The organism is Actinoplanes sp. NPDC051470, assembly GCF_040682035.1.
Taxonomy (GTDB): domain Bacteria; phylum Actinomycetota; class Actinomycetes; order Mycobacteriales; family Micromonosporaceae; genus Actinoplanes.
The window spans coordinates 216,735-241,697 of sequence record NZ_JBFBAA010000008.1 but is presented as its reverse complement, the minus strand read 5'-3'; the positions used below and the strand labels follow the sequence as shown (position 1 = coordinate 241,697).

The following is a 24,963-nucleotide window of genomic DNA, read 5'->3' as shown; positions in this document are numbered from 1 at the left end:
CCCAGGAACCGGTCACGCGGCGTGGCGGTGGCGGGCTGCGGTGTAGGAGATGTAGAGCATGGCGGTGATGGCGCCGATGGCCAGGGTCAAGGAGCCGGCCTTGCCGCCGGCCGAGCAGTAGACGTCGCCGATCAGGAGGGCCGTGCCCGCGACGGCCGCGGGGACGGAGCGGTTGCGACGGGCCAGGACGTAGCAGGCGGCGATCAGGGCGGTGAAGGTGATCGTGCCGGCGACCATGTGGCCGATGCTGTGCCAGGTCATCGTGGTCGGGATGGCGGTGACGCCGGCGGGGAAGCCGTTGCCGGGGTCCATCACCAGGAGGCCGGCGGCGATCATGCCGAGGCCGCTGGTGGCCACCAGGCGTGGGGTCCAGGGGCCGGCGGCGGTGCGGCGGAGGCCGGCGGCTCCGGCCAGCAGGAGGATGCCCGCCACGACGAAGTTGGTGATCTGCGGCCAGCCCAAGGTGCCGGTGCTCAGCAGGCTCAGCGGGTGTTTGGTCAGGTCGAAGCCGTCGCGGGTGAAGGCCTGGGTCAGGGACACCCCGGCCCACAGCGGGGCGGCTACGGCGCCGGCGGTCAGGAGCGTGCGAGTGGCGACGGCGGGACGGGCGGTGGTGGCGATGGTGGTCATGAGTGGGCGCCTCTCTGCGAAGAAGGTTGCTGTCATCAGGTCGTCGGCCCGAAGATGTGACAGGGAATGGCGTAATTCCCTGTCACATGGGCCGGTCGACGTAGGGGCACAGGACCCGAGCGAGAAGGAGAAGCGATATGCGCTTCCTGATGACGTCCATGGCGGCCGATGACCAGCCGGACGAGCAGCTGTACGCGGAGATGGCCAAGTTCATCGAGGAGATGACCGCCAAGGGTGTGCTGCTGGCCACCGGCGGCCTCGCCCCGGAAGGGGTGGTGCTCACGTCGGTGGGTGATGAGCTGACGGTGACCGATGGGCCGTTCGCCGAGTCGCGGGAGGCGGTCGGCGGGTTCGCGCTGGTCGAGGTCGGCTCCAAGGCCGAGGCGATCGAGCTGGGCCGGCGCTTCCGGCGGATCGTGGGTGACGGCAAGAGCGTGATCCAGCAGGTCTACGGGCCGTGACAAGACGGTGAACGACGACGTCAGGGCCACCGTCGACGCGGTCTGGCGGCTGGAGTCGGCCCGGATCGTGGCCGCCCTCATGCGGCTGCTGCACGATGTCGGGCTGGCCGAGGAGATCGCCCAGGACGCGCTTCTCGCCGCGCTCGAACAGTGGCCCGATAACGGCATCCCTGACAATCCCGGCGCTTGGCTGACCACGATCGCCAAGCGCCGGGCGGTCGACCACATCCGCCGCGCGCGCCGGTTCGAGGAGCTGGCGCCGCGGCTGGCCGTGGACGCGCTGGAGGAGCAGCCGGACGACGTCCTGCGTCTGATGTTCATCGCGTGCCATCCGGCGCTCGCGCCGCGCACCCGGGCGGCGCTGACCCTGCGGATGGTGGCCGGCCTGAGCCCGGCCGAGATCGCGCGCGCCTTCCTCACCACGGAACCGGTGATCCAGCAGAGCATCGCGGCGGCGAAGAGCACGCTGGCCGAGGTTCACGCGAGGTTCGAGTTACCGCCGCCGGACGAGCTGGCGGGGCGGCTCTCCTCCGTACTCGAAGTGCTGTATCTGATCTTCAACGAAGGTTATGCGGCCACGGCCGGTGACGACCTGTTGCGGCCCGAGCTGACCCGGGAGGCGTTGCGGCTGGCGCGCGTTCTGGCCGAGCTCGCGCCGCACGAGGCCGAGGCGCATGGTCTGGTCGCGCTGATGGAGATCCAGGCGTCGCGGTCGGCCGCGCGCACCGGCCCGGACGGCGCTCCGGTGCGGCTGCACGAGCAGAACCGCGGGCTGTGGGATCAGTTGCTCATCCGGCGCGGCTTCACCGCGATGCTTCGGGCCCGAGAGCTGGGGGGTACGCCTGGAGCGTACGTGTTGCAGGCCGCGATCGCCGTCTGTCACGCCCAGGCCCGCACCGCCGAGGACACCGACTGGGCGCAGATCGCCACCCTCTACGAACTGCTCGAACGCCTGTTGCCGACCCCGGTGGTCCGGCTCAACCGGGCCGTGGCGGTGAGTTTCGCCCGCGATCCGGCCGAGGCGCTGGAGCTGGTCGAGCCGCTGCTCGCCGACCCGGCGCTGCGTGACTTCCACCTGTTGCCGAGCGTCCGCGCCGACCTGCTGCTGCGCCTCGGCCGCATCGCGGAGGCACGGCTGGAGTTCGGCCGGGCCGCCGACCTGGCCGCCAATGCCGCCGAACGCGCCTTCCTGATGAAAAAGGCCGGGGAAGCAGGGCCGGGCGAGCCGACGCTGGGCGAGGTGGCCGAGGCGTTCCTGGCCCGGGACGATCTCGGGGCGGCGACGCTCCGGTCGTACCGGCAGACGATGGTGCGTTTGCGTCGCAGCCTGGGTGACCGGCTGCCGCTCGGCGAGCTGACCGCCGACCGGGTGGCGCGCGCGTTCGCGGTGGCGTGGGGCGACGCCGCGCCGGCGACCTGGAACCGGCACGTGGCGGCGGCCCGCACCTTCGCCGCCTGGATCGGCCGGAGCGAGGCGGCCAGCGGATTGTCCAGAAAGGACACCACGCGAGCAGAGAAGGCCGCGCGAGAAGTGGTGTGGCACAGCGAATCCGTGCCGCTGCGTGAACGTACATTGTGGACCTTGATCGAAGAGTCGGGCGCGCCGATCCAGGCCGTGCTGTCCCTCGGCGTCGAAGATCTCGATCTGGCCGATCGGCGGGCCCGGGCCGGTCGCCGCTGGGTCACCTGGCGCTCCGGCACCGCCCGGCTGCTCCCACAGCTGCTCGCCGGGCGTACCCGGGGACCGGTGTTCCTGGCCGACCGCCGGCCGGTGCCGTCGCGCCCCCTGGCCGAGGCCGACCGATGCCCCGAGACCGGGCGGCGCAGGCTGTCCTACGAGCGCGCCGAATACCTCTGCAAGCGGATCACCGGGCACACCCTCCGCCGGCTCAAGGATCCTCCGAACGGCCAGCACTGAACACCGATCTTCGGCGTAGCGTGTCGATAAAGCCCCCCTGGGCGATTCAGAGCGGCGAGGGAGCCAGCGATGAAGAAACTCATCAACGACCCGGCGAACGTGGTGTCCGACGCGCTCCGTGGCATCGCCGCGGCCCATCCCGAGCTGCGGGTGGATCATGAGAATCGCCTGATCATCCGGGGTGACGCCCCGGTGCGGGGGAAGGTCGGGCTGATCTCCGGCGGCGGGTCGGGCCACGAGCCGCTGCATGGCGGGTTCGTCGGGCCGGGCATGCTCGACGCGGCCTGTGCGGGCGAGGTCTTCACCTCTCCGGTGCCCGATCAGATGCTCGCCGCCACCAAGGCGGTCGACGGCGGCGCGGGCGTGCTGCACATCGTCAAGAACTACACCGGCGACGTGATGAACTTCGAGATGGCGGCCGAGCTGGCCGAGGCCGAGACCGGCGTACAGGTGGTTTCGGTGGTCACCAACGATGACGTCGCCGTGCAGGACAGCCTCTACACCGCGGGCCGGCGGGGCGTCGGCGTGACCGTCCTCGTGGAGAAGATCGCCGGGGCCGCCGCCGATCAGGGCCGCTCGCTCAGCGAGGTCGCCGACCTGGCCCGGAAGGTCAACGACAGCGGGCGCAGCATGGGCCTGGCGCTGACCTCGTGCACTGTCCCGGCCGCCGGCAAGCCCACCTTCGACCTGCCCGACGACCAGATGGAGATCGGCATCGGCATCCACGGCGAGCCGGGCCGCCGCCGGGTGCCGCTCGCGCCCGCCTCCGAGGTCGCCGAGATGCTGGTCAGCCCGATTCTGGCCGACCTCGACTTCACCGGCGGCGACGGCGTGATCGCCTTCGTCAACAGCATGGGCGCGACCCCGCTGATCGAGCTCTACGTGCTGTACAGCGAGATCGCCTCGATCCTCTCCAAGGCGGGTGTCACGGTCGCGCGGTCGCTGGTCGGGCCGTACATCACCAGCCTGGACATGGCCGGCGCCTCGGTCACCCTGCTCAAGGCCGACGACGAGATTCTGCGACTGTGGGACGCGCCGGTGAACACGCCCGGTCTGCGGTGGGGAGCGTGAGCGTGGATCCGGCTTCCCTGACCGCCTGGCTGACCGAGTTCGCGCGGCTCGTCGAGACCCATCGCGAGATGCTCACCGAGCTCGACTCGGCGATCGGCGACGCCGACCACGGGTCGAACCTCGACCGCGGCATGAAGGCGGTGGTGGCGATGCTCGGCAAGGAGAGCCCGGCCACCCCCGCGGCGGTGCTCAAACGCACCGGGATGACGCTGGTCAGCACGGTCGGCGGGGCGAGCGGGCCGCTCTTCGGCACGGCGTTCCTGCGGATGGCCGCGGCGGCCGGCGACGACGAGACGCTGGACGCGGCGGGCTTCGCCAAGGCGCTGCGCGCGGCGCTCGACGGGGTGGTGGCGCGGGGCAAGGCGGTGGCGGGCGACAAGACGATGTACGACGCGCTGGCGCCGGCCGTCGACGCGCTGGACGCCGCGATCGCCGACGGCCAGCCGTTCGCCGAGGCGATGGATGCGGCCGTACGCGCGGCCGAGGCGGGCCGCGAGGCGACGATCCCGATGGTCGCCCGGAAGGGCCGGGCCAGCTACCTCGGCGAACGCAGCGCCGGCCATCAGGACCCGGGCGCGACCTCGATGACCCTCCTGCTCGCGGCCGCGGCCGCCACCCTGCCCGGGTGATGACCGGGCTGGTCGTGGTCAGCCACAGCCGGGCGCTGGCCGACGCCGCGGTGGCCCTGGCCGTCGAGATGGTCCAGGGCAAAGACCTCACGCTGGCGGTGGCCGCCGGCCTCGACGCCGACACCTTCGGCACCGACGCGGTGGCCATCGCCGAGGCCATCGCGACCGCCGACCGCGGCGACGGCGTGGTCGTCCTGATGGACCTGGGCAGCGCCGTCCTCTCCGCCGACCTGGCCCTGGACCTGCTGGAAGACCCCGACCAGCGCGATCGAGTCGTGCTCTGCCCCGCCCCCTTGGTCGAGGGCCTGGTCGCGGCCGCGGTGGCCGCCGCCAACGGCGCCGACCGGACCGAGGTGGCCGCCGAGGCCGTGGCCGGCCTGGCCGGCAAGGAATCCCAGCTGGGAACCTCAACCTTGATGGAACATGAGGTTCCCGAGCCCGGAATCCCGGACGCCACCGCCACTTTCACCGTGACCAACCCGCACGGCCTGCACGCCCGCCCCGCCGCCCGCCTGGTGACCGAGGCCCGCGAGTCCGGCGCCGCCGTGCAGATCCGCAACCGCACCACGAATTCTGCCTGGGTGCCCGCGTCCAGCCTCTCCCGAGTAGCCACCCTCGGCGCACATCAGAACCACGAACTCGATGTACGCGCATCCGGCCCCCAGGCCCGGCCGGCGATCGACCGCATCCTCGCCCTGGCCGCACGAGCCTTCGACGAAGACACGGCCCCGGCCCCCGCGCCACCGAGCCCCGGACCGGGCGCGCAACCGGCATCTCCGGGCATCGGAACAGGACCGGCCTGGCTGCCGCGACAGTCCACACCGGACCTTCCCGACGTGCCATCCCTGGGCGCGGATCGCGAGCGCCAACGCCTGGACCAAGCCCTGAACGCGGTGCGAGCCGAGATTCACCACCTGCGCAGCACCACACCCACCGCCGAGGCCGGCATCTTCGACGCCCACCTGCTGCTCCTGGACGACGCCGACCTCCTGGACGACGCCCGCGGCCGCATCGCCGACGACACCGCCGCCCCCCAGGCCTGGTCGGCCGCCACCGCCCGGGTGGCCGACGAGTTCGCCGCGCTCGACGACTCCTACCTCCAGGCCCGCGCGGCCGACGTCCGAGCCGTCGCCGACCAGGTCCTGCGCGCCCTGATCGGTGCAACCGCAACCCCTCCGACGGGTACGGGCGTCCTGATCGCCCCGGACCTGACCCCGGCCGAGGCGGCTGCCCTCGACCCCGCCACGGTCAACGGAATCGTGCTCGCCGCCGGCAGCCCCACCGCTCACGGCGCCATCCTGGCCCGGGCCAAGGGAATCCCCGCGGTGGTAGGCGTGGGGCCGGCCGCGCTGGACGTCGCCCCCGGCACCACAGTCGCCCTGGACGGCCGTACCGGAGAAGTGGTCTTCGACCCTGGCCCCGAAGTCCTGGCCGACTTCCGCAAGCGCGCGACCGACCAGACCGCCCAACGCCGGCGCGCCCTGTCAACCGCCGCCCGCCCGGCAACCACCCCATCCGGCGTCACCATCCGCGTCGGCGCCAACCTCGGCTCCACCGCGGACGCCCAGGCGGCCGCCGCCAACGGCGCCGACCACGCGGGTCTGGTCCGCACCGAGTTCCTGTTCCTGAACCGGCCGTCCGCCCCCGACGTCGACGAACAGGAAGCCACCTACCGGGCCATAGCCCAGGCCCTCGACGGCCGCCGCATCACCCTGCGCACCCTCGACGTGGGCGGCGACAAGCCCCTGCCCTACATCCCCACCCCACCCGAGCAGAACCCTTTCCTGGGCCGCCGCGGCATCCGCCACTCCCTGGCCAACCTCACCCTGCTGTCCGACCAACTGACCGCCATGGTCCGAACCGCCCGCGACACCCCGGTCAGCGTCATGTTCCCCATGATCAGCACCCTGACCGAGCTGACGGCGGCCCGCACGGCCCTGGACGAGGCCATCGCCCGAACCGGCATCGGACGGCCCGCAGGCCTGGAGGTCGGCATCATGATCGAGGTCCCGGCCGCGGCCCTGAAGGCGTCGACCTTCGCCGCCCACATCGACTTCGCCAGCATCGGCACCAACGACCTGACCCAGTACGCCATGGCCGCCGAACGCGGAAACCCTTCAGTGGCAACACTTTCCGACGCCCTGGACCCGGGCGTCCTCCGCCTGATAGCCGCCACCTGCCAGGCAGCCGGCAACAAATTTACGGTCGCTGTATGCGGCGAACTGGCCGCCGACGAGGCAGCAGTCCCGCTCCTGATCGCCCTGGGCGTCCGCGAACTCTCCGTCTCGCCACCGTCGATCCCAGGCGTCAAGGAGGCCGTCCGCTCCGCCCCCGCTTCCAACCCTGACGTGCTGGACCTTCCGGACGCGGACGCGGTCCGCGCAGCATTGCTTCAGTGACCGAAGTCAAAGCCGGGCGGAAGGCACCCTCAGCCCCCGATGAAGATCGGATTGGTCAACGCCACCATCGACGTATCGGCTCGACGAACCTCAGCCCGGACATACCGGGAGTTCTGCGAGTTCGTCGGCCACGCGACCGTCCCCGTCCCCTCAGCGGACAGCGGCGCCGTAACCCGAACGCCCTGATCCGAGATCAGCCGCGCCGTACCTCCCGGCGCGCCGGACACCGAAAGCGTCACCTGAACCGGGTCGTCCGCCGCGGCCGGGAGCCGATCACCGATCTCCGCCCGCCCCCGCGGCGTGGCCGCCGTGAACGACAGCGAAACCGCCGCGGATTCGGCGATCCACGACCGCCCCGCCCGCACAGCCGCGAGGACCGAGCGACGGTCGAGGTTGTCGGCCCGGACCACGGTCTGCGGGAGTCCGATCACCTGGGGCTCGCTGTGTGCGTCACTGGCGCCGACCGCCGGGAGCCACTGGCGCCCCCGGTTGCTGACCAGCAAGTTGTCCCACGCCGCCAGGACGGCGTCGTCGTCCGGGGTCCACGGTCCGTTCCACACCTCGACCGCGTCCAGCCCCGCGTACCCGAACCGCCATCCGCAGGCCACGCACTGAGCGTTCGGGTGCGCCGCCACCGCGAGACCGCCCGCCCGGTGGATGCGGTCCACGAAGCGTTGCAGCCCGCCGTCCGCCGCCCGGTAGCGCCAGTCGATCCAGGTGCCCGCGGGCAGCCCGAGGGCGGTGTAGTGCCCGTTGCGAGTGGTGATCTCCTCGCCGTTGATGATCAGCAGGTCCGGTCCCGCGTACTCGCCCCAGATGCCGTGCGCGCTGGTCGTGTTGTGTTCCGTCGAGACGAAGAAGTCGAGCTTCGCCGCCCGGGCGCCCGAGGCCAGCTCGGCCGGGGTGCGGCGCCCGTCCGAGTGGACGGTGTGCAGGTGCAGGTCGCCGCGGTACCACGCCTTGCCCCGGCCGGTCGCCTGGAGCGGCGCCGGGCGTGGCTGGAACGGCGCCGGCTGTGCCCCGTAGCTCAGCGTGACGGTCAAGGTCCAGGTCAAACCCTGGGGGTGCACCGTGTACGGACCGAAGATCACGTGCCAGGTCCCCGGCCGGATCGGGCCGGGGAGGTAGCCCGGGGTCGCCTCGGCCGCGCTGATCGCGAACTCCGTGCGGAACCCGCCCGACCAGCCCCGGAACCCTCGCGCGTCGCCCAGGTCGTGGCCGCTCTCGTCGAAGATGCCGATGTCCAGCGCGTTACCGGCCTGTCCCGGGGGCGGCGCCGGCCGGTCGTACGCGTAGCTGACCTCGATCTTGTTGACGCCCGTCGGGATCTCCAGCGGCACGTACACCCAGTCGGGCGCGCCGTAGGGGATCGTGCCGGTCAGGGTCCGGGTCTCCGTGCCACCGGGGGCCGCGACGGCGAACGACACCGGGTCGAGCGTGACGGCCGCGCTTCCGGCGGCCGCGCTGATCAGCAGGTTGCGTCGGCTAGGCATGGGCCCACCCTCCCGGCGCGCCGTGGCCTCGGGCTGACCGCCCGGCGACGCCCATGTGACGGGGTTGCGGCCAGTTCGGCCGCGACCCCCTCCGTCCTACCCCATGGATCGGCGCGGGTCCAGCGCCGTCCGCGCGACGGCGTTACCGTCATAGCGGCCGCCTCGCGCGTGATCGTGGGGTGGCCTACCGTCCACGGTGGAACGGATTTGGTCATACGGGGAGGCCAGGACCGATGACGACGCGGTTGATCGCGCGGGTGATGAGCGCCGTGCGGGACGAGGAGCTGGACGTTCTGGAGGCCGGGTTCGCGGGGAACGGGGACGGCGCCGGGTTCGCGTTCATCGTGATGCGGTCGGCCGACGAGCCGGACGCCGCCGACGTGCGGATGGGCTGGGACAGCTACTGCCTGACCACGGCCGAGGGGCTGACCTTCTACGGCGGGCTGGAGTCGGTGGCGCTGAACAGTGACCGGCTGGTGCTGCGGCTGAGCTCGGAGGCCGCGGACACCCTCGAACTGGACCGTGACGTCGAGGTCGAGTTGCAGGTGGACGCGGACGAGCGGCGTGAGTTCCGCGACCTCTTCCCGGGCATCGTGCTGTGGGGGCGCCCGTCGGCGCGGCCCACGCTGACCGGCTTCTGAGAAAGTCGGTCGCCCGGACATCGATGGCTTTCGTAGGGTTCCGGGCATGCCGATCGTGGAAGCGCGTGACCTCACCAAAGTCTTCCGCCGACCGGAGAAGGACCCGGGGCTGGCCGGGTCGGTGAAACACCTGTTCCGGCGGCGGTTCACCGACAAGGTCGCGGTCGATCACGTCGACCTGTCGATCGAGGCGGGCGAGGCCGTCGCGTACGTCGGGCCGAACGGCGCCGGCAAGTCGACCACGGTCAAGCTGCTCAGCGGCATCCTGGTGCCGACCTCGGGCGACGTACGCATCGACGGTCTGCATCCGCGGCGTGACCGAACCGCCATCGCGCACCGTATCGGTGTCCTCTTCGGTCAGCGCACCCAGCTCTGGTGGGACCTTCCGGTCCGTGAGTCGTTCGCGGTGCTGCGCGACATCTACGGCCTCGACGACGCCACCTACCGCAAGCGCCTGGCCCGCTTCGACGAGGTGCTCGACCTCGGCGAGATCCTGCCGACGCTGGGCCGCAAGCTGTCGCTCGGCCAGCGGATGCGCGCCGACCTGGCCGCCGCCATGTTGCACGGCCCGCGGGTGGTCTATCTCGACGAGCCCACCATCGGCCTCGATCTGGCGGTCAAGGACAGGGTCCGGGAATTCTTCCGTACGCTGCGCGATGAAGGCACCACGGTCATGCTGACCAGCCACGACCTGGCCGACATCGAAGGGTTCTGCCGCCGGCTGGTCATCATCGACGAGGGCCGGATCATCTTCGACGGCGACCTCGGCGCGGTGAAGGACCGGTATGCCCGCGAGCGCATCCTGCACGTCGAGACCGAACAGCCGGCCGCGATCGAGGCGGTGCGGGTCGCCTTGCCCGGTGCGGTGATCACCGAGGGTGAAACGCCACGGCATCTCTCCGTACGCTTCGACCGGTTCGTCCTTACTGCCGGTCAGGCCGTCACCGCGCTGGCCGGCCTGGCCACCCTGGTCGACTTCCGGGTCGACGAGCCGAGCATCGAAGATGTCATCCGCCGCGTCTACTCCGGCGAGCTCCAGCTGGACCGCTCGTGATGCGCGCCTACACCGCTCAGGCGCGGGCGATCGCGTTGAGCGCGCTCGAATACCGGCTCAACGTGCTGCTCGGCATGGTGGCCTACCTGGTTCAGCTGGTCGCGTTGCTGGCGGTCTGGCGGGTGCTGCTGGCCCAGTCGCCGGTGGAGGGCTTCACCTGGCCCCAGATGCAGGCGTACCTGCTGGTGGCGTTCGCGTCCGGCGCCCTGGTGTCGATCAACGGGGATTTCCGGATGGCGTTCCGGATCCTGCAGGGCACGGTCGCCCTCGACCTGGTCAAGCCGGTCGACTACCAGCGGTCGCGGTTCGCCGAGGCGCTCGGCGGGCTCTGGATCGAGGTGCTGATCGTGATCGTCGCGTGCGCCGGGGTCGGGTTCGCGCTCGGCGGGATCTCGGTGCCGGCCGGGCCGGCGCTGGCGCTGTTCGCGATCAGCATGCTGCTCCTCGTACCCCTCAAGTTCTTGATCCTCTATCTGACCTCGCTGGTGTGTTTCTGGACGCAGAACTACATGGGCGTGCAGTGGGCGCGGATCGCCGTGGTGAACCTGCTGTCCGGCGCGCTGATCCCGCTCGTCTACCTGCCGGACTGGCTGGGCACGCTGGCCAAGTGGTCGCCGTTCGCGGGGCTGACCTCGACGCCGGCGCTGATCTACATCGGGCGGGTCGACCTGGGCGAGGGAGCGCTGCTGGTCGCGGTGCAGCTCGGCTGGGTGGTCGTGCTGTGGTTCGGCGCGCGGCTGCTGTGGCGGTCGGCGGTCCGTCAACTGACGGTCAACGGGGGTTGAGGATGCGGCTCTATCTGCGGTTGCTCGGGGCCCATCTGCGCGCCCTGCTGGAGTACGAGGCCGACTTCTGGACGCTGGCCGTCGCCACGGTGCTGATGCAGGTGGTGAACATCGTCTTCCTGGCCGCCCTGTTCGCCAAGGTTCCGTCACTGAACGGTTGGACGTTCTGGGCCGTGCTGCTGATGTTCGGGGTGGTGGCGCTGGCCGAGGGCGTCGGGTCGCTCTTCTTCGAGGGCATGTGGCAGCTGGCCTGGCAGATCAACCTGGGTGAGCTCGACTACTTCCTGGTGCGGCCATACCCCGTGGTGCTGCAGTCGTCCAGTTCGGTGCTCGGCATCAACGGCCTGAGCAACATCCTGGTCGGCGGGGCGATGGTCGGCACCGCGCTGGCGCACAGCACCGTCGCCTGGACCCCGTGGCGGGTGCTGATCGGCGTGGTGCTGCTGATCAGCGCGATCGTCATCAAGCTGTCGATCAACCTGGCCACCAACGCGGTGTCGTTCTGGCTGTCCAGCCCCAGCCCGCTGTTCGCCTTCGCCGTGCACCAGGTCGGTGAGCTGGCCCGGTTCCCGCTGTCGATCTATCCGCTGGCGCTGAAGGCCGCGCTGGGCTTCGTGCTGCCGTTCGCGTTCGTCAGCTTCTTCCCGGCCGCATACCTGCTCAACGAGGGGTCGAACCGGTGGATCGGCCTGCTCACGCCGCTGGTCGCGGTCTACTGCGCGGTGGTCGCGCTGACGATCTTCAAGCGCGGCCTGCGCCGGTACGAGTCCGCCGGCAACTGAACACTGTGGATCGTGTGCCGCCGTCCTACGCTGCTTCTCATGAGGATGCTTCGCGTCTGGCTCGGGCAAGTGGTGCGGTCACGGACGCTGCCGGTAGTCGTGATCTTCGCGGCGGTGTCGGTCTTCCTGCTGTGGCTCGCGCGGGGCGGCGAAGCGTACGGATCGAATCTGGCCCTGAATCTTGGTTCCGAGTTCGTCGGCACGCTCGTGGTGATCTTCGCGCTGACGCCGATCATCCGGCGGGCCGAGCGCGGGCGGGTCCGTGAGCATCGGCACCTCGACTTTCCCTGGTACATCGGGCGGGTCAGGGCGGCCGCCTCCAGCGTCCGGATCCTGCACACCTTCTCCCGGCTGCTGCTGCCCCCGCACGACCAGCGTTTTCTCGCCGCGGCGACCGACCTGCTCCGGCGCGGCGGCACGGTCCGGATCATGCTCATGCACCCCGACTCGGTGGCCGCCGCCCAGCGCACCGTCGAGCTGGGCGGCCGTGGCGACGTGGCCACCGAGTCGCGGCGAAACCTACAGACACTGAACGAATTCCACCTCGGGCTCGACCAGGCGCTCCGGCATCGATGCGAGGTGCGGTTGTACTCGACCTCGGCCTCCCTCCAGGTCTACTGCTGGGACGACCGCCTGCTCGCCTCGTTCCTGCCACTGGGCCGGCTGTCCGGGGACCATTCGCAGCTGGAGGTGTCCGAGGACTCGCCGCTGGGCGGGTTCGTGACCGAGCGGTTCGAGGAGCTGTGGGACCGGAGCATGCCGGTGGACGACTACTGGCGTACCCGGGTGACCATCGCCGACCCGGGCGAGGAACGCTCGTACACGGCGAGGTTTCTCCTGGTCGGTGACCGTTTCTATCTGGCCGACCCGGAGGTGGTCGCGCACATCGCACGGGCCGGGGCGTCGACGGTACGGGCGGTGCTGCACCACGCGCCCGAGCGGTCGTTCCAGGTCACGGTGCTGCCGGACGGTGACGACGAGGCGGCCGAGGTTCAGTCACGGTACGTGGAGAAGTACGACCATCCGGAGACGGTCTTCGTCCGGCTGGTCTGAGGCTGCGCTAGCGTTCTCGACATGCGGATTGCGGTTCTGGGCGCCGGGGTCATGGGCGTCGGCGTGGTTCATTCGTTGTTGCGGGCCGGGCACGAGGTGGCGGTGTGGAACCGGACCCCGGCCAAGGCGTCGGCGTTGTCGGCTGACGGCGCCGTCGCCGCCGGCAGTGTCGAGGAGGCGGTCACCGGGGCCGACGCGGTGATCACCATGCTCTTCGACGCGGCCGCGGTGCTGGCCGCGAAGCCGGCGATCGTCAGCGCGCTCGGCCCAACGGCCGTGTGGATCCAGTGCGCCACGGTCGGCGTCGCCGGAATCGCCGAGATCGCCGACGGGGTCGACGCGCTCGTCGACGCGCCGGTGCTGGGCACGAAGAAGCCGGCCGAGGACGGCGCGCTGATCGTGCTGGCCTCCGGAGATTCCGAGCTGATCGACCGGTGCGGGCCGGTGTTCGACGCGATCGCCTCGCGGGTGGTGGTGGCCGGGCCGTCGATCGGGGCGGCGACCAGGCTCAAGCTCGTGTGCAACGCCTGGGTGTCGCTGCTGATGGCCGGCATCGGCCAGTCGGTGCAGTTCGCCCGCGCCCTGGACATCGACCCGGCCCTGTTCCTGGAGGCCATCGACGGCGGCCCGACCGGGGCGCCGTACGCCCAGCTCAAGGGCAAAGCCATCCTGGCCGGCGACTACACGACGTCGTTCGCTGTTGATGGTGTGGTCAAGGATGTCGGGCTGATGGTCGAGGCGGCGGCGGAATCCGGGTTTCCGCCGGAGCTGCTTGACGCGGTGCTGCGGTTGTATTCGCGGGCGGCCGAGGCGGGGCATGGCGGTAGCGACATGGCGGCGGTGGCGGAGGCCTTTACCGGGAAGTAGCGGCTTTACCTGGCCGTTCGTCTTTGGCCTGGTGTGCGTTTTTGGCCTGGTGTTCGCCTCGGGCTGGTTTCGGCTGTTCAGGCCGGCTTTCCGGGGCGCCTGTTTCGTTCTTCTTCCCGCGACGTCTTCGTTCTTCTTCCCGCGACGTCGCTTGTTCGGATGGCCGTCAGGGTTCCCGGCGTTCGTTTTTCGGCCCGTGACGTCTTCCGTTCGGATGGCGGTCAGGTTCCGGCAGCCGTCATGCGCCGGTCTTCCTTCCGGGCGATCTGTCATCGGGTGAAGGTCGCGAACAGCGGAGCGATGGCGTCGGCGGCTCGCCGGACGTCGGCGATCACCGTTTTGCGGAGGCGGGCCGGGTTGCGGATGTCGGTGAGGTGGCGGTTGAGGCTGGCCGCGTGGACCTGCCAGAGGCCGACCAGGGCGATCGCGGCGATCTGAGGCTCGGGGGAGTCGGCCGGTCGGCCGGCCCGGTGGGCGAGGTTCTCCGTCACCGCGGCGGTCAGTTTGTCGATCATCTCGTGCCGGTAGCCACGCAGGCTCGCCGTGCTGGTGCTCAACTCGCGGAACCGCCGCAGCGACTCGGCCGCCGAAGCCGGGTCGTCCTGCTCGGCAACCCAGGTGACGAGCCCATTCAACTCGCCGCCCAGCACGCCCAGCGCGGCATCGACCGGTGACGTCTCCAGGTCGGCCAGCGCCCCGCGCACCGCGGCCAGCGTGTCCTCGAAGCGATCCAGCAACAGCGCTTCCTTGGCCGGGAAGTAGTTGAACACCGTCTTCTCGGACACCCCACAGGCCGCGGCGATCTCGGCCACCCGGACCGCGTCGAATCCCCGTTCCAGAAACATCTCGGTCGCTGTGGCCGACAACTGCGCGCGCATCAGCTTCTTCTTGCGCTCCCGCAGCCCGGCCCCGTCTTCCGTGGTCACCACGCCAGCATAGTGCTGCTACAGTAAATTTCTAGTCACTGAACTTTTGCGGAAGAGGTGTCGGGCAATGGCTGTGCTGGAAGCGGTAAGTCTCGTGCTGGCCGGCTTGCTGGCGGGCGCCGAGTTGATCGTCCGCTGGGGCGTGCAGCCGGCGTTGCGCAACCTAGACGACCGCGCGCACATCGCGGCGCGGGTGGCGCTGGTGCGTTCCCTGCGGGTCGTCGTGCCGATCCTCATGGTGCCAACGGTGGTCGCCGCGGTCGCGGTCCTCATCGCCGACGCGGCACCCTTCCGCTGGGCCGGCGTGGCCTTGCTGCTCGCGTTCCTGCTGTTCGCCTTCCTGGGCACCGTCCCGATCAACATGAAGGTCAGCGACTGGCGCGCCGACGCCCCACCCACCGACTGGCGCGCCACCGTCGTCCGCTGGGAGCGCATCGACGTCTTCCGCTCCTCGGCCGCGATCCTGGCCTTCGTCTGCTTCGCCTTCGCCGCCACCACTTAGGCACTGGCTCCGCCCGTACGGTGGGCTGATCTGCTGATCTGCTGGCCTGCTGGTCTGCCTGCGCCGGGCCGCCGCCTACACGCTCAGCTCGTGCCACCTGCCGTGCCCGCTCAGGGTGCGCCGCTCGCCCTGCTTGCCCCTGCCCGCGCTGCCCGCCCCGCTCGTGCTGCCCGCCTCGCTTGCGCCGCCTGCTCTGCTTGCGTTGCCCGAGCGTCGCCTGCCTTGCGCGCGCTGCCCGCCGTCCGCTCTGGTTCGCCGCCTTGCCACCCTGCCGCCCTGCCTGCGCTGGCTTGCTGTTCGGGTGGCGGGAGTGGGGCGTTGAGGGGGAGGAGCGTGGCCGTTCGGTGTGGATGGTGTCGGTTGATCGGCTCGGGTTGGTGCCAAGGGTCGGGTGGGTGACAAGAGCGCAGGTCGGGAAGGGGTTGGCTGGTGGTGGGGACGGTCTCCGTCGAGGAGTGAAGATGCTGCGGGTCGCTACGTTCAACGTCAACAATCTCTTCTCGCGGTGGAGCTTCGCGGCGGATCTGCCTCGTACCGTTGCTGACGCCGCGCTGCCGGAGTTGCATGCCGACAGCAAAGAGGCGGCCGCCGGCGCGGTCACCATGGACGGGCAGTCGGCCGGCGGGGACGTCGTGCGGATCGTGCTGCCCGACGGGCAGGAGCTGACCGGGATCCTGCGCACCTTCGCGGGCCGGCTGGTCAGCGGCAAGGACCCGAAGGCCCGGGCCTGGGTGGCACGGCGGATCGCCGCTCTCGACGCCGACGTGCTCTGCCTGCAGGAGGTCGAGGACCAGGACACACTGGACACCTTCTGCCGCGAGGACCTGGCCGCTCTCGGCGTCGACTATCCGTATCGCGTCGTGATCGAGGGCAACGACCCGCGCCGGATCGACGTGGCCGTCTGCTCGCGGGCGCCGATCGAGCGGATCAGCTCGTGGCGCTACTTCGGCGGCCGCGTGTTCAGCCGGGACCTGCTCCAGGTGGCGGTCGAGGCGCCGGACGGTAAGCCAGTGAACGTTTTCGTCAACCACCTGAAGAGCAACTTCGTCACGGACGAGTTCGCGCTCAGCCCGGCCGAGGTGGAGGAGGCGCACGCTGCGATCCAGGCGAAGCGTACGCGGCAGACCGAGGCCATCGCGGCAATCCTGCGCAAGCAGCGGATCACCAAGCGAGCAGTCGTGCTCGGCGACCTGAATGACGATCCGGCCGGCGTCGCGCTGTCCGCCCTGACCCGGCACGGCATGGTCGAGCACATCACCGCCGCAACCACGATCCCCGGCCCGACCCGGACCGGCGCGCTGGTCGAGGACAGGTTCGCCGCCGAGTCCCCGACCATGTGGACCCACCGCCACCGAGCGAACAAGAAGAACAGCTACAGCTGCTTCGACCAGATCTGGACCACCACCGACCTTCCGATTGCCGCCGCCCACGTCATGCGCCGCACCCAGATCACCGGCGACGGCAGCGACCACGACCCGGCCTGCATCGACCTCGACCTGTAGCAGGCCGAAAGCATCGTCCGAGGCCGAAAGCATCGTCCGAGACCATCGGCCGCGCGTACCGGCGGAGCGCGTTCGGCCGTGGGGCATCGGCTGGGGGCATCGGTCGTGGTCGAGCGTCTCTCGGGAAGCGCGGGCATCGTGAAGTGGGCCGCGGCGGCTGGGCGCACGAGATGGATGGGCGCCTCGTGCACCCGGGGCGTGAAGTGTTCCAACCTGGTGATCATCGGCCGGAGTAGGGCCGCACCCAGCCCGGCCAGGGACGCACGTCCTCGTCCAAGGTCACGCCGAGCAGCGCCAGCGCGCCCTCGGTGGTCGGCCGGCGCGCCGGGTCAGGCTCGCACAGCCGCGCGATCACCTCACCCAGCCCGTCCTTCGGCAGGGCCCCGTGCAGCGAGCCGGTCAGCGCCTCGCGCAACGTCATGCCCAGGGCGTACACGTCCATCCCGGGGGTGATCGGCTCGCACGCCTCCATCTCGGGAGGCGCATATCCCTGCGTACCCACGGGCCGGCCGGTTGGTTGTCTGGCGCCTATCTCGCGCGCCGAGCCGAAGTCGATGAGGATCGGGCGGCCGTCGCGGAGCACGATGTTCTCCGGCTTCACGTCGACATGCGCAACCCCGTGCTGGTGGAGCGTACGCAGCCCGGCGAGCACCTGGATGCCGAGCAGCGCGACGTCTTCGGCGCCCAGCGGACCCGTCTCGTCGATCTCGTCGGCCAGGGTCGGCCCGTCGACGTATTCGGTTGCCACGTAGGGGATCTCCTCGCCGATGCCGTCCTCGTAGAGCCGCGGCAGCACGGGATGGGGGTTGTCGCTCAGCGCGGCCACCTCGCGGGCCAGCGAGCGTGTCGACCGAGGGTTGCCCACCTGGTGGGGCCGGGGCAGCTTGAGCACCGCGGGCCCCCACAGCCGCGGCGACCAGACCAGCCAGGTCTCGCAGCGGATGCCGACGCCGAGCCGTTCCCACGCGCGGAAGCTGCCGGGCATCGAGGCGCCCTCGGCGAACGACCAGATCGGTTCGCCGTCCTCGTCGTCGAGGGCCGGCGCCGGCACAACTTCGTCGATCATGACCAGTCCAGTCTGAAGAATGTGGTCGGAGACCCGCCCGGGTGTTCGGTGAGGCACCCGGGCGGATCTCCGCTTCGGCACCGACGGACGCCGGAAAAACACCCGTCGGAGAGGACCGGATCAGCCGCGCGTGCGGGTCCGCGTGCGCGTGCGAGTGCGGGTCCGCGTACGACCGCCGCGGTGCTGCAACGGCGACTGGATGCGACGACCAGCCATGGTGATCACCTCCTTTCGATGAGGTTGAAAGCGCTAGCTCAGCCCCGCGTACGGGTGCGCGTGCGCGTGCGCGTGCGCGTCCGGGTGCGGGTGTGCTTGCGTCCACCGCGCCCGCGGTGCTGCAGCGGCGACTGGATGCGACGACCGGCCATGAGGATCACCTCCTTCCGGCGAAGCGGAACGGCCGAGGGTGACGACCCGGTCGGCGATGGCCGCCAGGTCGAGATCGTGGGTGACGAGGAGCACGGTGCGTTCGGCGGTCGCGTAGCGGATGGCCCGCATGATCTCCGCGGCGGACGCCGGGTCGAGCGACGCGGTCGGCTCGTCCAGCAGGACCAGGGGCGCGTTGGAGACGGCGGCGCGGGCGATCGCCACCCGGCGGCGTTGACCGCCGGACAGGCGTACCCCGCCTTCGCCCAAAGGGGTGTCGTAGCCGAATGGCAACGTCTGCGCGAACTCGTCCACCAGCGCGGCGCGGCCGGCGGCGAGCACGTCGGCGCGCGTGGCGGTGGCCGACCCGAACGCGATGTTCTCGGCCAGCGTGCCGTCCAGCAGCCACGGGTCCTGCGGCACGAACGCGATGCGCTCGCGCAGGCTCAGCTGCCGGATCTCGCGGACGTCCACGTTGTCGACCAGCACCGCGCCGGCCTCCACGTCGTAGAGCCGGAGCAGCAGGTGAAGGACCGTGCTCTTGCCGGCGCCGCTCGGCCCGATCAGCGCGACCGTCTCGCCGGCGCCGACCCGCAGGTTGAAGTCGTGCAGGACGGGCTGCTCGCGGTCGTAGCCGAAGCCCACGTGGTCGAAGCGGACCTCGTGGCGAAGCAGGGGCGCGGGGCCGGCGCCGGGAGTTTCGGGCACGGCCTCGGTGCTGTCGAGCACCTCGGCCACCCGGGCCGCGCTCGCCCCGGCCTTGGCCAGAGTGGTGGACAGCCGGGTCAGGGCGCGCACCGGGGAGTAGAGGTCTTTGAGGTATGCCACCACGACCAGCAGCTCGCCGGTGCTCAGCCGGCCGGCCAGCACCTCGCGGCCGCCGACCAGCAGGACCAGGCCGGCGCCGACGGCGAGCACCACGTCGGCCAGCGGCGTCCACCGGGCGGCGGTGTCGATGGCGCGCAGCTCGGCGTCGAGCAGGGCACGGTTGCGGGCGTTGAACGATCGGGAGGCGCGGTCGGTGCGGCCGAACGCCTGCACCGCTCGTACGTTGCGAAGCAGATCTGTCGTAGTGGCCGCCAGCCTGCCCGACTGGGCCCGGGCTTCCGCCTGCTGCGTCCGCACCTTGCGTCGCTGTCGTACGGCGAGCACCGCCAGCACCGGCAGTACCGCGAGCCCCACCAGGGCGAGACCCGGGTCGAAGAGCACCAGGATGACCAGCACCGCGACCAGCATGACCAGGTCGGGCACGAGCGTCTCGGCCAGCGCCACGACGGCGTCCAGCATCCGCCCCACGTCGGTGGTGAGCCGGGACAGCAGCTCGCCGCTGCGCAACCGGTCGTGCCAGCGCAGGGAACGCGTGACCGCGTGGTCGAAGACCTGCGTACGCATCCGGGCGCCGATCCGCTCGGCGGCCCGCTCGACCGTCATCACGCCGGCCATGTCGATCAGGCCGGCCACCCCGCTCAGGACGATCGTGGCGACCGCGGCGAGGACGAGGAGGAGCGGACGCGGGTGTTCCGCGGCGATCACGTGATCGATCGCGAAGGCGAGCGGCCAGGGGCGGGCCAGCGTGACCCCCACCTGGAGCACGTTCAGCCCGGCCCCGGCCGCCAACGGCAGCGCCTCGGCCCGGACGGCGGGCCTGGCGACGGAGATGGCGAGCGGTGCTGGCATGCCGACCACTTTGGGGCGAACGTGGTCGCGGCCGCTATTGCCCTTTGGTCCTATGACCGTGGTCTGACGCGGAATCGCGAATTGCTCCCTATCTTCGAACCATGACCTCAACCGTCGGGCTCGTCGCCCGGTTCACCGCGGTCGGCGTGGCCGTGCTGGCCGGGCTGGCGGCGCTGCTCGCCGTCGCCGCGCGGCAGGCCGGCATCGAGCAGGCCACCGACTCGGCCAGCGAGGTCGCCTTCGTGACCGCCAAGGGCGTGGTCGAGCCGCGCCTGGACCAGGCGGTGATCGACGGCGACCCGGCCGCGCGAGCCGCGTTCGACCGGGCCATGCACCAATACGTGCTGGCCGGCTCGCTGGTCCGGGTGAAGCTGTGGGACGAGTCCGGCAAGATCATCTATTCCGACCAGCCCGGCCTCGACGGCACCAGGTGGGAGCTCGAGGAGGAAGAGCTGGAAGCGCTGCGCGAGCAGCGGATCGACTCCGAGGTGAGCGACCTGTCCCGGCCCGAGAACCGGTTCGAGGTCCGCTACGGCAAACTCCTCGAGGTGTACGTCGGGGTGCGCGCGCCCACCGGCCAGCCCCTGCTCTTCGAGGTCTACTTCCGGTACGACGCGGTCGACCAGGCCGGCCAGGCGGCGTGGCACAAGTTCGCCCCGATCGCCCTGGGTGCCCTGGTCGCCCTCCAGCTCGTGCAGATCCCGCTGGCCTGGTCGCTGGCCCGGCGGGTGCAGCGCCAGCGCGCCGAGCGCGAACGGCTGCTGCGCCACGCGGTCGACGCCTCCGACGCGGAGCGCCGCCGGATCGCGGGCGAGCTGCATGACGGGGTGGTGCAGCAGCTCACCGGCATCACCTACGCACTCGACGCGGCCCGGCTCGGCAGACCGGACGAGACCCAGCGGGCCGAGGTGATCAGCCAGGCGGCGTCCGATCTGCGTACGGGCATCGGCCAGCTCCGGTCGCTGCTGGTCGACATCTACCCACCGAATCTCGACGAGGAAGGCCTCGGATCGGCACTCGCCGAGCTGGCGGTCGGCCTCGAACGCACCGGGGTCAACGTCACCCTCGACGTCGCGGACACCGAGCACCTCACGCCGGTCACGGCGGGGCTGCTCTTCCGTACGGCCCAGGAAGCCCTGCGCAACGTCACCGCACACAGCGGGGCCTCGCAGGTCGACATCAAGGTCACCGAAGAAGGAGGAATGGTCCGGCTCGTGATAGATGATGACGGACGAGGGTTCGACGGCGACCTTGTCGCCGAACGGGCCGAAGGCGGACATTTCGGGTTGCGTGCGTTGAGCGACCTGATCTCCGGCGCGGGCGGCAGACTGGTGATCCGGTCCGCCCCGGCGGCCGGGACCAGGGTGGAAGCGGAGGTGCCGGTCCATGATCCGGGTGCTGATCGTCGACGATCACGCGGTCGTCCGGCGGGGGTTGGTGCAGCTTCTGGAGACGACCGATGACATCCGGTTGGCAGGGGAGGCGGCCAACGGCGAAGAGGCCATCACGCTCGCCGCGTCACTCAACCCCGACGTGGTGCTGATGGATCTCTCCATGCCGAAGACAGACGGCGTCCAGGCGATCGGCGTGATCGTCACCGCCAATCCCGACGCTCACGTGCTCGTTCTGACCTCGTTCAGCGACCAGCAGCGGATCCTCGACGCGCTCCAGGCCGGCGCCGAGGGTTACCTGCTGAAACACGCCGAACCCGAGACGATCCTGTCTGGTATCCGCGAGGTGGTGGCCGGCGGCTCGCCGCTCGACCCGAAGGCGGCCCGGGTGCTGCTCACCAGTCGCCGGGCGCCTCGCAAGGCACTGACGTTGACCGACCGGGAGCAGGAGGTGCTGCGGCTGGTCGGTCAGGGGCTGCCCAACAAGTCCATCGCGCGCAGGCTGGGCATCAGCGAGCGGACCGTCAAAGCCCACCTGACCAGCGTCTATCAGCAGCTGGGGGTCACCGACCGCACCCAGGCCGCGCTGTGGGCGCAGCGTCAGTCCGAGGTACTAGGACCAACGGACAATGGCGCGTTCGGCGACGAAGGTTGAAGATCGGACTGTGGAGAATGTCCGACTCGCGTCGCCCGACGCGCGCAACCGGCCGGTGTTGCTCGACACCGGCCCGCTGAACACGCGCGACCGGCGTCGCCGGGGCCGGGCGGCGCGCGGGGTGCTCGGGGTGGCGATCGCCGCGGTGCTGGCCGCCGGAGCGATCGCCGCCGGCGGCTGGAGCATCATGACCGCGGCCAGCGGCAGTCCGCGGGCTGACGGGGCGTCGCCGCTCTGGTACACGCCGCCGGCCGACGTCGAGCTGCCCGCGCAGCCCGTGGCACCCACCCGGACGCTCACGCCGACGTCGCCCGGGCTCGCCGATCCGGTGCCGCTGATCAAGCCGAAGGCGGTGGCGTCGACAGGACCGTCCCATCGGCCGACGCCGGTCCGGTCGGCGTCCGGCGGTCGGAGCACGTCGCCGAACAAGGGCAAGGGCTCGCCGACCAGCAAGCCGACGACGACCAAGACCTCGGGTGGCGGCCACAAGGGCAGCGGTGGCGACGACGCGCCGGGCGATGACCACAGCGGTTCGGGAAACTCCGGTGGCTCCGGCAAGTCCGGCAAGGACGACAAGAAATCCGAGAACAGCAAGGAAGACAGCAAGAAATCCGAGGGATCCGACGACGACTAGAGGCGACTAGACCCCGGTCTTCGGACGCAAACCGAGCAGCGCCGGGGGAGACCGGCGCGCAGCCTGTGGTTCGGCGCGGGACCAACGCGACGCGCGGGGCGAGATGGCCGCAGGACCGGGAATCGGCGCGGCGATCGGCCAACGGCAGGTGGGGTCCGGAGGCGCAGGTCGAAATGGCTGCGGGATCGCTACCGCGCGCCGACCGTGGGCCCGCGGCAGGCGACGGTCGGCGCGCTGGACGCGGCCTCTACCCGCGGGCGGTGGCAGCCAGCGCCCGGAGGATAATGGCCGGACGGGAGAGTTCGGTCGGATGCGCCAACATTGTCGTGACGCGGCCGACGGTGTGGTTGACCGTACGGTCGCGGGTTGAGGCTTTGAAGACCAGGCCGCTTGCCCATTGGATGAACTTGTAGCCACGTGGGTAGGGGCCGTCGACGTGGGGCAGGGCCAGGTCGGACAGTGTTGACACCTGCCAGGCGGCGTCCACGACCACTCGGACGTCGGCGAAGTAGGACAGCGCCGGCTTGGCGAGGTCGGGGTTGCCGCGCAGGTACTCCGACAGGCAGCTGGCGTGCATCATGGCCGAGGTCATGCCCTGGCCGTAGACCGGGTTGAACGACGCGACGGCGTCGCCGGTGGCGATCAGGCGGGCCGGGAACCGGTCGAGGCGGTGGTAGTCGCGGCGGCGGCTGTCGGCCTGGTGGTAGGTGACCACGTCGCTGGTGCGTTCGGCGGTGGTGGCGACGTCGCCGAACTCGGACGGGAAGTCGTTGGTGCAGCGGCGCTGGTAGTCGTCCGGGTCGCGGCTGGGGCGGTCGTCGTTGTAACCGGCCACCAACATCGTCCAGCGGTCGCCTTCGACCGGGGTGAAGCCGGCGATCCGCGCGACCTTGCCGGGCCCGGGGTTGGCGATCGAGATCGTCGTCCACACCTTGGCGTCGGCCGGGCGGCGGAAGAACGCGGTCGCGTAGTTGAGCTTGATGTTCATCCGCTGCATCGGCGGGCGCGGGAACCCGTACCCCTCGATCCAGTCACCGAGCCGGCTGGATCGACCCGTCGCGTCGGCCACGAACCCGGCCGGCTCCTCGACCACCTCGTCCGACCCGGCCGGCGCGTAGCGCACCCCGGTCACCGCGCCGTCCACAATCGTCAGGCCGTCGACCCGGCCGTGCAGCGTGCGGACGTTCGGCAGGGCGAGCACCCGGTGTCGCAGCAGCGCCTCGAGGAACGGCCGGCTCGAGATGATGCCGATCATGCCCTGTCCGGTCGGCGGGTCGAGCCGCAGTTCACCGTCGATGTAGAAGCGTCCCGCGTCCGGCGGCGGATTGACCGCCCCGGCCGCCAGCGCCGCGTCGACGAAGCCCGGAAACCACCGCTCGAGCTGAATCTGCCCCGACGGCAGCAGCGCGTGCACCTGGCTGCCCTGCGGCACGCCCGGCCGCGGGCTCACCGCCGCCGCCGGATCACGCGCGATGTCAGCATCGGACACATCCAGCGCGGCCAGATCATCCCGCTCAATGATCAACACCTCGTCGGCGTGATCACTGAGCACCCGCGCCGCCATCAGCCCCGCAACACTCCCGCCGAGCACAATCGCCCGCGCAAACTGAACGCTCTGCCCCGTCGGCCGCACAGCCGAGGTGATCACCCTGAACCGGTCCGCTGCCGACATTCCCCGCCCCGCAAACATGAAGGTTTCTTAGCCGTCCCAACGATAGCCATGGATCAATCGATCCGCTGCCTGCGGCTTCGCAAAATCAAGCAGAGGTACGGACGACCACCGCACCGTGGCGCCCACGCCGGGCCGTCGCCGGTCACCCTCCCTGCCCCACCACCGGGTTGTCCCGCGGGGCAAACCCCCGACCGCCGCCGACATCGCAGGCCCCGATCCACGCCACCCCGACGGCTGAGTTTCCGGCTTGATCTCGACTTTCCACAGTTCCCTGACACGGTCGTCGTGCCGTCGTGCCGTCGTGCCGTCGTGCCGTCGTGCGGCCGTGCCGTCGTGTCGCCGAGCCACGGCTGTGGCTGCCCGGCGGCGAGGTCGGCATGGCCGCGACGGCGAGGGCGCTTCGGCCGATCTGATGGCACCGAACCGGATCCGCTTCGTTACGTCGCTCGGGTGGCCGTCGCTCCTGAACGTTTGGATGCCGGCGCCGCCGAGCTGGACGCGTTGAACGGGAGTGCGCCTCAGCATGCGACTACCGACGCGAGTGGTCGCGGTGAGGTTCTCACGGCTGTCGCGCTCGACCGGGAACGGCTTGAAGAGCTGACGGAGGCGTGGATCCCGGTTGTCGTGGGGGAACGGCGCGGGGTGCTCGTGTTCACAAACTGTGATTGACCACCCGGGACGACCCGGCGGTGGGGCAGGGAGGGTGACCGGCGACGGACCCGGCGTGTGCGCCACGCCGGGTTTACGTCGGGCGTATCCAAAAGGGTCTCGTTCTTTCGACCCGGCTTG

Annotated in this window: 23 protein-coding genes; 17 read left to right on the top strand and 6 right to left on the bottom strand. The window is 70.9% G+C overall.

What is annotated here, in order from left to right:
* Window positions 1-12 precede the first annotated feature (12 nt).
* Window positions 13-630, bottom strand: a complete 618-nt coding sequence (locus AB0M54_RS17200) for a DUF998 domain-containing protein (RefSeq protein ID WP_364330724.1) — start codon at window positions 628-630, stop codon at window positions 13-15.
* A 137-nt stretch (window positions 631-767) separates the two neighbouring features.
* On the opposite strand from AB0M54_RS17200, the gene AB0M54_RS17195 reads away from it, so the two are divergent.
* The 5 genes from AB0M54_RS17195 to ptsP all read left to right on the top strand — a co-directional run bounded on the left by AB0M54_RS17195 (window position 768) and on the right by ptsP (window position 7,108).
* The gene (locus tag AB0M54_RS17195) at window positions 768-1,091 is read left to right on the top strand and encodes a YciI family protein (protein WP_364330727.1); all 324 of its coding nucleotides are present in this window, start codon (window positions 768-770) and stop codon (window positions 1,089-1,091) included.
* Window positions 1,092-1,098: 7 nt separating this feature from the next.
* Window positions 1,099-3,009: an RNA polymerase sigma factor gene (locus tag AB0M54_RS17190; RefSeq protein ID WP_364472167.1), complete on the top strand. Its 1,911-nt coding sequence runs from the start codon at window positions 1,099-1,101 to the stop codon at window positions 3,007-3,009.
* 69 nt (window positions 3,010-3,078) lie between these two features.
* Window positions 3,079-4,080, top strand: a complete 1,002-nt coding sequence (gene dhaK / locus AB0M54_RS17185) for a dihydroxyacetone kinase subunit DhaK (protein WP_364330732.1) — start codon at window positions 3,079-3,081, stop codon at window positions 4,078-4,080.
* Window positions 4,081-4,082: 2 nt separating this feature from the next.
* Window positions 4,083-4,709 (top strand): dihydroxyacetone kinase subunit DhaL, encoded by a 627-nt coding sequence (dhaL, locus tag AB0M54_RS17180; RefSeq protein ID WP_364330734.1) that lies wholly within the window; start codon window positions 4,083-4,085, stop codon window positions 4,707-4,709.
* Window positions 4,709-7,108: a phosphoenolpyruvate--protein phosphotransferase gene (gene ptsP / locus AB0M54_RS17175; protein WP_364472279.1), complete on the top strand. Its 2,400-nt coding sequence runs from the start codon at window positions 4,709-4,711 to the stop codon at window positions 7,106-7,108. Before dhaL ends, ptsP begins: the two co-directional genes overlap by 1 nt.
* 29 nt (window positions 7,109-7,137) lie before the next feature.
* Here ptsP and AB0M54_RS17170 read toward each other — a convergent pair whose 3' ends face one another.
* A complete protein-coding gene (locus AB0M54_RS17170; protein ID WP_364472164.1) occupies window positions 7,138-8,601 on the bottom strand; it encodes a CehA/McbA family metallohydrolase in 1,464 nt (487 codons plus the stop codon).
* A gap of 233 nt (window positions 8,602-8,834) precedes the next feature.
* Here AB0M54_RS17170 and AB0M54_RS17165 point away from each other — a divergent pair, with 233 nt between their 5' ends.
* Genes AB0M54_RS17165 through AB0M54_RS17140 form a run of 6 tightly spaced genes read left to right on the top strand, consistent with a single transcriptional unit; the run spans window position 8,835 to window position 13,783 of the window.
* The gene (locus AB0M54_RS17165; protein WP_364472161.1) at window positions 8,835-9,242 is read left to right on the top strand and encodes an Imm10 family immunity protein; all 408 of its coding nucleotides are present in this window, start codon (window positions 8,835-8,837) and stop codon (window positions 9,240-9,242) included.
* Window positions 9,243-9,288: 46 nt separating this feature from the next.
* Entirely contained in the window at window positions 9,289-10,296 is a 1,008-nt protein-coding gene (locus tag AB0M54_RS17160) for an ATP-binding cassette domain-containing protein (RefSeq protein ID WP_364330746.1), read from the top strand.
* Window positions 10,296-11,081 (top strand): ABC-2 family transporter protein, encoded by a 786-nt coding sequence (locus AB0M54_RS17155; protein WP_364330749.1) that lies wholly within the window; start codon window positions 10,296-10,298, stop codon window positions 11,079-11,081. The genes AB0M54_RS17160 and AB0M54_RS17155 overlap by 1 nt, the downstream gene beginning before the upstream one ends.
* A 2-nt stretch (window positions 11,082-11,083) precedes the next feature.
* Complete coding sequence (locus tag AB0M54_RS17150) at window positions 11,084-11,863, top strand: ABC-2 family transporter protein (RefSeq protein WP_364472158.1); 780 nt, start codon at window positions 11,084-11,086, stop codon at window positions 11,861-11,863.
* Between the two features lie 39 nt (window positions 11,864-11,902).
* Window positions 11,903-12,916 (top strand): hypothetical protein, encoded by a 1,014-nt coding sequence (locus tag AB0M54_RS17145; RefSeq protein ID WP_364472155.1) that lies wholly within the window; start codon window positions 11,903-11,905, stop codon window positions 12,914-12,916.
* A 21-nt stretch (window positions 12,917-12,937) separates the two neighbouring features.
* The gene (locus AB0M54_RS17140; RefSeq protein ID WP_364330757.1) at window positions 12,938-13,783 is read left to right on the top strand and encodes an NAD(P)-dependent oxidoreductase; all 846 of its coding nucleotides are present in this window, start codon (window positions 12,938-12,940) and stop codon (window positions 13,781-13,783) included.
* Window positions 13,784-14,052: 269 nt separating this feature from the next.
* On the opposite strand, the gene AB0M54_RS17135 is transcribed toward AB0M54_RS17140, so the two are convergent.
* Entirely contained in the window at window positions 14,053-14,709 is a 657-nt protein-coding gene (locus AB0M54_RS17135; RefSeq protein ID WP_364330760.1) for a TetR family transcriptional regulator, read from the bottom strand.
* A gap of 67 nt (window positions 14,710-14,776) precedes the next feature.
* Between AB0M54_RS17135 and AB0M54_RS17130 the strand changes: the two genes are divergently transcribed.
* The gene (locus AB0M54_RS17130) at window positions 14,777-15,211 is read left to right on the top strand and encodes an anthrone oxygenase family protein (RefSeq protein WP_364472153.1); all 435 of its coding nucleotides are present in this window, start codon (window positions 14,777-14,779) and stop codon (window positions 15,209-15,211) included.
* A gap of 461 nt (window positions 15,212-15,672) precedes the next feature.
* Window positions 15,673-16,713, top strand: a complete 1,041-nt coding sequence (locus AB0M54_RS17125; RefSeq protein ID WP_364472150.1) for an endonuclease/exonuclease/phosphatase family protein — start codon at window positions 15,673-15,675, stop codon at window positions 16,711-16,713.
* 220 nt (window positions 16,714-16,933) lie between these two features.
* On the opposite strand, the gene AB0M54_RS17120 is transcribed toward AB0M54_RS17125, so the two are convergent.
* Window positions 16,934-17,779, bottom strand: coding sequence for a serine/threonine-protein kinase (locus AB0M54_RS17120; RefSeq protein WP_364330768.1), 846 nt, complete (start codon window positions 17,777-17,779; stop codon window positions 16,934-16,936).
* Between the two features lie 249 nt (window positions 17,780-18,028).
* Entirely contained in the window at window positions 18,029-19,822 is a 1,794-nt protein-coding gene (locus tag AB0M54_RS17115) for an ABC transporter ATP-binding protein (protein ID WP_364472147.1), read from the bottom strand.
* A 101-nt stretch (window positions 19,823-19,923) separates the two neighbouring features.
* Between AB0M54_RS17115 and AB0M54_RS17110 the strand changes: the two genes are divergently transcribed.
* The 3 genes from AB0M54_RS17110 to AB0M54_RS17100 are packed head-to-tail and all read left to right on the top strand — an operon-like array spanning window position 19,924 to window position 22,502.
* Window positions 19,924-21,285: a histidine kinase gene (locus tag AB0M54_RS17110; protein ID WP_364330774.1), complete on the top strand. Its 1,362-nt coding sequence runs from the start codon at window positions 19,924-19,926 to the stop codon at window positions 21,283-21,285.
* On the top strand, window positions 21,218-21,868 hold the full coding sequence (locus AB0M54_RS17105) for a response regulator transcription factor (RefSeq protein WP_364472144.1): 651 nt from the start codon (window positions 21,218-21,220) through the stop codon (window positions 21,866-21,868). The genes AB0M54_RS17110 and AB0M54_RS17105 overlap by 68 nt, the downstream gene beginning before the upstream one ends.
* A gap of 10 nt (window positions 21,869-21,878) precedes the next feature.
* Window positions 21,879-22,502: a hypothetical protein gene (locus tag AB0M54_RS17100; RefSeq protein ID WP_364472141.1), complete on the top strand. Its 624-nt coding sequence runs from the start codon at window positions 21,879-21,881 to the stop codon at window positions 22,500-22,502.
* Window positions 22,503-22,749: 247 nt separating this feature from the next.
* Here the strand turns inward: AB0M54_RS17100 and AB0M54_RS17095 are convergent, their stop codons facing one another.
* The gene (locus tag AB0M54_RS17095) at window positions 22,750-24,054 is read right to left on the bottom strand and encodes an FAD-dependent monooxygenase (protein WP_364472138.1); all 1,305 of its coding nucleotides are present in this window, start codon (window positions 24,052-24,054) and stop codon (window positions 22,750-22,752) included.
* 168 nt (window positions 24,055-24,222) lie between these two features.
* On the opposite strand from AB0M54_RS17095, the gene AB0M54_RS17090 reads away from it, so the two are divergent.
* Window positions 24,223-24,843: a DUF6210 family protein gene (locus AB0M54_RS17090; RefSeq protein WP_364472135.1), complete on the top strand. Its 621-nt coding sequence runs from the start codon at window positions 24,223-24,225 to the stop codon at window positions 24,841-24,843.
* The last annotated feature ends 120 nt before the right edge of the window (window positions 24,844-24,963 follow it).

What these genes read in the sequence shown, in the direction of transcription:
- AB0M54_RS17200 (WP_364330724.1), bottom strand. Translation starts at nt 630, where the DNA reads ATGACCACCATCGCCACCACCGCCCGTCCCGCCGTCGCCACTCGCACG.
- AB0M54_RS17195 (WP_364330727.1), top strand. Translation starts at nt 768, where the DNA reads ATGCGCTTCCTGATGACGTCCATGGCGGCCGATGACCAGCCGGACGAG.
- dhaK (WP_364330732.1), top strand. Translation starts at nt 3,079, where the DNA reads ATGAAGAAACTCATCAACGACCCGGCGAACGTGGTGTCCGACGCGCTC.
- ptsP (WP_364472279.1), top strand. Translation starts at nt 4,709, where the DNA reads ATGACCGGGCTGGTCGTGGTCAGCCACAGCCGGGCGCTGGCCGACGCC.
- AB0M54_RS17170 (WP_364472164.1), bottom strand. Translation starts at nt 8,601, where the DNA reads ATGCCTAGCCGACGCAACCTGCTGATCAGCGCGGCCGCCGGAAGCGCG.
- AB0M54_RS17165 (WP_364472161.1), top strand. Translation starts at nt 8,835, where the DNA reads ATGACGACGCGGTTGATCGCGCGGGTGATGAGCGCCGTGCGGGACGAG.
- AB0M54_RS17160 (WP_364330746.1), top strand. Translation starts at nt 9,289, where the DNA reads ATGCCGATCGTGGAAGCGCGTGACCTCACCAAAGTCTTCCGCCGACCG.
- AB0M54_RS17155 (WP_364330749.1), top strand. Translation starts at nt 10,296, where the DNA reads ATGCGCGCCTACACCGCTCAGGCGCGGGCGATCGCGTTGAGCGCGCTC.
- AB0M54_RS17150 (WP_364472158.1), top strand. Translation starts at nt 11,084, where the DNA reads ATGCGGCTCTATCTGCGGTTGCTCGGGGCCCATCTGCGCGCCCTGCTG.
- AB0M54_RS17145 (WP_364472155.1), top strand. Translation starts at nt 11,903, where the DNA reads ATGAGGATGCTTCGCGTCTGGCTCGGGCAAGTGGTGCGGTCACGGACG.
- AB0M54_RS17140 (WP_364330757.1), top strand. Translation starts at nt 12,938, where the DNA reads ATGCGGATTGCGGTTCTGGGCGCCGGGGTCATGGGCGTCGGCGTGGTT.
- AB0M54_RS17130 (WP_364472153.1), top strand. Translation starts at nt 14,777, where the DNA reads ATGGCTGTGCTGGAAGCGGTAAGTCTCGTGCTGGCCGGCTTGCTGGCG.
- AB0M54_RS17125 (WP_364472150.1), top strand. Translation starts at nt 15,673, where the DNA reads ATGCTGCGGGTCGCTACGTTCAACGTCAACAATCTCTTCTCGCGGTGG.
- AB0M54_RS17120 (WP_364330768.1), bottom strand. Translation starts at nt 17,779, where the DNA reads ATGATCGACGAAGTTGTGCCGGCGCCGGCCCTCGACGACGAGGACGGC.
- AB0M54_RS17115 (WP_364472147.1), bottom strand. Translation starts at nt 19,822, where the DNA reads ATGCCAGCACCGCTCGCCATCTCCGTCGCCAGGCCCGCCGTCCGGGCC.
- AB0M54_RS17110 (WP_364330774.1), top strand. Translation starts at nt 19,924, where the DNA reads ATGACCTCAACCGTCGGGCTCGTCGCCCGGTTCACCGCGGTCGGCGTG.
- AB0M54_RS17090 (WP_364472135.1), top strand. Translation starts at nt 24,223, where the DNA reads ATGGATCAATCGATCCGCTGCCTGCGGCTTCGCAAAATCAAGCAGAGG.